We start from the raw sequence: 5,922 nt of genomic DNA, 5'->3' as shown, positions 1-5,922 counted from the left end.
GTGTTATGCAGGCGTTAGCTGTTTCGAGGAGAAGTTTTGTATAAAGATAATTTCATAGTATTTACTGGTGGTCCAGGCTCTGGAAAAACGACAGTTATTAATGAGCTGAAAGCTCGGGATTTCTTTTGTTCTGAAGAGGCTGGCCGCAAAGTCATCCAAACTCAAGTTGAGCAAAAAGGTGATGCGTTACCTTGGGCTAATAAAGAAGCTTTTCGTGATTCGATGTTTGAATTTGAAATTGCATCTTATCAACAGCATCAAAGTCGAAATGGATTAGTTTTCTTTGACCGAAGTATCATCGATATTCTCGGTTATTCAAATCTTGAACAAATCAAATTATCTGATGAATTAACTTCGGCGATATCTAATTTTAAATACCATTCGAAAGTTTTCATTTTTCCACCTTGGAAAGAAATATTTACCAATGATAGTGAGCGTAAACAAGATTTTTCTATTGCGGTAGATACTTATAAAGAAATGCTCCTAGCGTATGAAAAATCGGGTTATGAGTTAATTGAAGTTCCTTTTGGTACAGTAAATGAAAGAGTTAATTTTATATTGTTCAATTTGAATCACAGCTAACAAATGCATCAACACGATTTGCTACATTCGGCATTCTAGATTTCTTTTGGTTTACCGTATTAAGTGGTAAGTTTAGGCTTGATTTGCATAGTAGCAAACGTGTTATGCAGGCGTTATACGAACTCTGAGAATGCAGTTTTTTTGGTTCAGTTCAGCGATTGAACCATTAGTTTTTTAGGTGTGAAAGTAGGGCGGTTTATCTTTTTCTTTGTTGCCTTTTGGTATTCGTTTCATCAGGTTCGGCATTGAACTATTATTGCCCCAAATTCAGGCGTTTCAGAAACTAATTTACGCTTCAATTGTTCTTTGGTTATGCCTCATTTTAGCCTGCATCAGTGTTTTCCTCTTAGCATTTTCAATCCCAATTGTGGTTTGGATATTTGGTTTATCAGTTCCAAACTTGTTGAAACCAATTCGTACAAATGGTGTAAGAAAAAGGGATTGTTTCGTTTCACAGTTATTGCCGTTGATTGGATATTTTGCTCGCTTAATTGAGCTAGTCTAATTAAAATCGTTTTACAGCAAATCTTGGTAAATCAGTTCTTTACCAAGTTAATTGGAGCGAAAGCAAGGCTCGTATAACAAAGCAATCAACACGATGCTATTTACATTCGGCATTCGCGGTTTGAAGTGTAATTGGTTTTGTCAGTCGGTCTTTCGCACGTGTTATTGCGGCGTTAGCTGTTGAAGTACTCCATATTTTTCAATGAAAAGTAGGTTCTGAGCATCTCGATGCATATTGAAGTAATTATCAATGAACATTTAAATTGATATTTCCAATTATCTTCTTATTTACTGTGAAGTGACTCCTAGTGAGCTAGTTACTTTGAAGTGATTTCCTCAGAAAGTCGTGATTAACATACCGTTTCTTTTAGAAAACTACTGTATAAGCTGAATTTCTATGCTGTTCTAATTTAACCTAACACACACCAAGGATGTAACTTATCATAATAAAAGAGATTAATATGGAATTTAAAAAATTAAGTGCAGGAACAATATATAAACACCTCACAATCGGAGCTCTGATAGGCTCTTTACCAGTAGGGCTTTTATTTGGAATTTCAAGCATGTTCGATCTGTCATCGATTAAATTGAACGAGACTCCAGTAATGGGTGTGATGGCCTTGGTAGTGGCTCCACTGTTTCTATTCTTTGTTAGTATTTTCTTTATCACTTTAATCGTATTAGGTTTATGGATTTATTTACGGATTAACAAAACAAAGGTTTATTACTATCGTGATGAAAACAGCTAACAAATGCATCAACACGATTTGCTACATTCGGCATTCTAGATTTCTTTTGGTTTACCGTATTAAGTGGTAAATTTAGGCTTAATCTGCATGGTAGCAAACGTGTTATGCAGGCGTTATAACAGAATAGGGCTAGTAAGTGAAACCAATATATATTGAATGTGAATATACGATAATTTCAAATAATATGACGTTAGATGCTGATATTGATGCGATTTTCTATAAGAAAATAGGTGGGCTTGACATTGAATTGACCGTTTCATATCAAAAAGACAATGTTATAGCGAAAGTTCACGGTGCTAAACTTGAAGAAGTCCATATTGAAGAGCTGTCTAATTTAAGACGATTTGATGGTGATAAATTATCTAAAAAATGTAGACAGTTAATCTCAGATGTTTTTTTTGAAGTAAGAAGTTTTACTCAGCAAGTACTAGCATTGCTTAAATATCATTTAAACCATAATGATATTCAGGAGCAATTATTTTCTATAAAATCGGAGCTATGGGGGGTAACCAAAGATAATTTACTAGAGTTACCTAGTCAGCACTGCATTTCTCTTTCAGGTGATTCAATTTGCCCGCTTCAAGATGATACAATGGATTTAATTCAATTATCTATAGATAACCAAGTTAAACCATTATTAGCTATGCGTTATTTACATCGGGCTAAAAGTGAAAGATCGGCGCATCATAAATGGATTGATGCGACTATTGCTGCAGAATTAGCAGTTAAAGAGGTTTTATCAAGGACAAGACCTGATTTAGAGATTTTGCTTCTTGATATGCCATCTCCTCCATTATCTAAATTGTATGGGAAAATTTTAAAGGAATATTTAGGGGAAGAGACACCATATAAAAAAGCGATAGAGAATGGTGTTCAAATAAGAAATAAGCTAGTGCATCGGCATGATAGCCCTAAAATTGATATGCAAAAAGCAACCAATTACGTTAAAGATATTGAAAGGGCAATCTTTCATTTATTAACATTATTGTATCCTAGTGATCAATTAATAAAGCAAACTTATGCGCGTGCTATGTTATAACAAATGCATCAACACGATTTGTTACATTCGGCATTCTAGATTTCTTTTGGTTTACCGTATTAAGTGGTAAATTTGAGCTTAATCTGCATAGTAGCAAACGTGTTATGCAGGCGTTAGCTGCTTCAAAGAAGGAATTTAGTATGCAAGGTGAGAAATGGCTCTCAGGTACGGAGCTTAAAGGGAAAATAGTCACATTAATTCCACTACAACTAGATCATGCGTCAGCTCTTGTTGAAGCGGCTTCTGATGGTGAACTTTGGGACTTATGGTATACAAAAATACCAAATGAAGAGACTGTAAACGGTTATATTGAATTGGCTTTAAGCGAACAAGACGCTGGGCGTTCTTTGGCTTTTTCTGTTATTGATAATGAAACTCAAACCATAATCGGTACAACTCGTTTATGCCATGCTGATTGTGTGAATAAACGGGTAGAAATCGGTTATACGTGGTATGCGAAAAGCTACCAGAGAACATCAGTAAATACCGAATGTAAGTTCCTTCTTCTTTCTCATGCATTCGAAAACCTCTCAGCAATCGCAGTTGAGTTTAGAACTCATTGGCATAATCACGCTTCACGTAATGCAATCGCTCGTTTAGGCGCAAAGCAGGACGGTGTAATTAGAAATCACCAACAAATGGCAGATGGTAGCTATCGAGATACCGTTGTATTTTCGATAATTAATAGTGAGTGGCTGGCCGTAAAAGCTAGTTTGTTATTCAAACTGGAAAGGCGCAGCTAACAATTGCATCAACACGATTTGCTACACTCGGCGTTGTCAGTTTGCCTTTAGTTTCAGTGATTAAGGCAGTAAAATTCAGGTAAGTCTGCATGGTAGCAAACGTGTTATGCAGGCGTTATAAGAAAATGGAGGCTTCAGTGAACAATAAAAAAGCAAAATGGTTGATATATACTGTTGTTGTAGGCTTGATTCCTATTTTATCTAGGTTGTTTTCATGGCTAGTAACAAAAGATAATATTATTCCAGCGTTTTCAGCATCAGATTTCATTGCTTTTGGTTTGGTATTACACATTTCAATTATCAATGAGGTTGAACATCTTAGTGATATAGATGCGTCATGGAAGACTATACAAAATGGTACTTCCATTTCATTTATAGCCTTTTATAGCGTGCTTTATACATTTACGCTGCTAGCACCATTGAGTGAAGTAACTGATTCTAATGTGATTACAGGATGCTCTCAAGTGTTGTCATTAGTTTCTCTTTTGATTAGCTATTCGGTTTTCGATCGAATTTCAAAGTTATATAACAATGAGGAAGTGGCGGTATGAATACCCTCTTAATAATAATGACCGGATTGTTTACTCTTATTGGTTTGACATTATTTGTATGGTCTTTATTTAATACTAGACAGAAATATTATGCAGAATATTTACTAAGGAATAAAAAATGATGAAAAATTTTGTTTATATCGACGAATATAAAATGTATTCGTTATCATCTCAAGTATTCGAAGGGGTAACAGAGTATTTAATCAATGATAATGGTAGTGCATCTGAAGATCATGAATCACAAAAAGGCCCTGTGGCTAGCGGTAGGGTTCTTGCGAACATTATTAAGAATGAAAATAGGGTAACACATAAAAAGTCACTAAATGATTATTCATATATTTTATTCGAAAAACAACTTTTCGATATGGGGAAGGTCCTTGAAATAAATAGTGAAAATTTCAATAAATCCATAAAGTTAGTAAATGATTATTCTTTTGTGAAAATTACAGGTAAGGCTGTGTTTCATGATGTAAATCAAATTAGGAAAACGCTTGAAAGTTTCAATGATTTTGGTGAAGCAATTACATATGTTACGAATATTTCAAATATTAATCAACTTAAGTCACAAGCAATTGAAATTAAAAGTAATCAAACAAATAGAGAAGAAAAATCAAAAATTGATCTGGAGTTGAAGCGTCTAACTAATACTAAAAAATTAGCAAAAGATAACGGATTACAACAAGATGAGCGTTTTCTAAAAGATTTATCTTATCTGCTATCCTATGGATATCATGATCAGATAGATATACAAATTAAAATATCCGATCAATTATTTTCTGCGCCACTTGATAGGGAATGTTTAAGAGAAAGTGAAGATTTGCTAATTAAAAAATATGCGAGACATACAGAAAAAGAATTTGTTATTTTTGGCATTGTGACACAACATGCATGGACAAATGATTTAGATTTGTCTGAAAATAAAGACTTTGGTTCAATTAAAGAAGCACTATTCAATATGGTTAATCATTTAACTAACATAGAGTCTGCATATACAGGACGTTTAGCGAATGAAACGGTGATTGAACCAATAGCTATTTATACTGAATTATAATTTTCTTATAACAAATGCATCAACACGATTTACTACACTCGGCAATCTCAGTTTGCCGGGTGTTTCTCGTTTTAAGATGTCAATTTTAAGTATAATTGCATAGTAGTAAACGTGTTATGCAGGCGTTACACGAACTAAAGATTGCAGTTTTTTGGCTCAGTTCAGCGATAGAACCATTCGATTTTTAGATGTGAAAGTAGGGTGGTTTTCTTTCTTCTTTGTTACCTTTTAGTTTTCATTTCATCAGGTTCGACAATTAACTATTTTCGGTCTAAGTTCATGCGTTTCAGAGGCATTCTTACGCTTCAATGATTCTTTGGTATTGCCTCATTTTATCCTGTATCTGTGCTTTACTCTCAGCATTATCAACCCCAATTGTGGCAAGGATATTTGGTTTATCAACTTCTAATTGGCTGAAACCAAATCGTACAAATGGTGCTAGAAAAAGGATTGCTTCGTTTCGCAGTTTTTGTAGTTGAACGGTTCTTTTGTTCGCTAAATTAGCTTTTGTAATTTAGAATTAGTTTCTAAATATTATTGGTAAATCAGTTCTTTACCAATTAAAGTGAAGCGTTGACAAAGATCGTGTAACAAAGCAATCAACACGATGCTAATTACACTCGGCGTTTGTGGTTTGGAGTATAATTGGTTTTGTAAGTAAGGTGTTCGCACGTGTTATTGCGGCGTTATGTCAAAGGAGGTA

At 34.3% G+C, this 5,922-nt stretch carries 6 protein-coding genes; all 6 read left to right on the top strand.

Going from position 1 to position 5,922, the window contains the following annotated elements:
- The first annotated feature begins 36 nt into the window (after positions 1–36).
- The 6 genes from GNP81_RS19200 (at position 37) to GNP81_RS19175 (ending at position 5,219) form a co-directional block, all read left to right on the top strand.
- Entirely contained in the window at positions 37–582 is a 546-nt protein-coding gene (locus tag GNP81_RS19200) for an AAA family ATPase (protein ID WP_012535539.1), read from the top strand.
- 965 nt (positions 583–1,547) lie between these two features.
- Positions 1,548–1,835 (top strand): hypothetical protein, encoded by a 288-nt coding sequence (locus GNP81_RS19195; RefSeq protein ID WP_155673171.1) that lies wholly within the window; start codon positions 1,548–1,550, stop codon positions 1,833–1,835.
- Between the two features lie 136 nt (positions 1,836–1,971).
- Complete coding sequence (locus tag GNP81_RS19190) at positions 1,972–2,874, top strand: hypothetical protein (protein WP_336495507.1); 903 nt, start codon at positions 1,972–1,974, stop codon at positions 2,872–2,874.
- Positions 2,875–3,014: 140 nt separating this feature from the next.
- Positions 3,015–3,617, top strand: a complete 603-nt coding sequence (locus GNP81_RS19185; RefSeq protein ID WP_155674312.1) for a GNAT family N-acetyltransferase — start codon at positions 3,015–3,017, stop codon at positions 3,615–3,617.
- A 137-nt stretch (positions 3,618–3,754) separates the two neighbouring features.
- Complete coding sequence (locus GNP81_RS19180; protein WP_196587407.1) at positions 3,755–4,168, top strand: hypothetical protein; 414 nt, start codon at positions 3,755–3,757, stop codon at positions 4,166–4,168.
- A 118-nt stretch (positions 4,169–4,286) separates the two neighbouring features.
- On the top strand, positions 4,287–5,219 hold the full coding sequence (locus GNP81_RS19175; protein ID WP_155674313.1) for a DUF6414 family protein: 933 nt from the start codon (positions 4,287–4,289) through the stop codon (positions 5,217–5,219).
- The last annotated feature ends 703 nt before the right edge of the window (positions 5,220–5,922 follow it).

It is taken from the genome of Aliivibrio fischeri, assembly GCF_009727955.1.
In the GTDB taxonomy this organism is placed as follows: Bacteria; Pseudomonadota; Gammaproteobacteria; order Enterobacterales; family Vibrionaceae; genus Aliivibrio; species Aliivibrio fischeri_A.
The sequence above is the reverse complement of the archived record's forward strand: the minus strand, read 5'-3'. Positions and strand labels throughout refer to the sequence as shown.

Bases quoted from the DNA above. Each gene is read 5' to 3' on its own strand.
- GNP81_RS19185 (WP_155674312.1), top strand. From the start codon at position 3,015: ATGCAAGGTGAGAAATGGCTCTCAGGTACGGAGCTTAAAGGGAAAATA.
- GNP81_RS19195 (WP_155673171.1), top strand. From the start codon at position 1,548: ATGGAATTTAAAAAATTAAGTGCAGGAACAATATATAAACACCTCACA.
- GNP81_RS19175 (WP_155674313.1), top strand. From the start codon at position 4,287: ATGATGAAAAATTTTGTTTATATCGACGAATATAAAATGTATTCGTTA.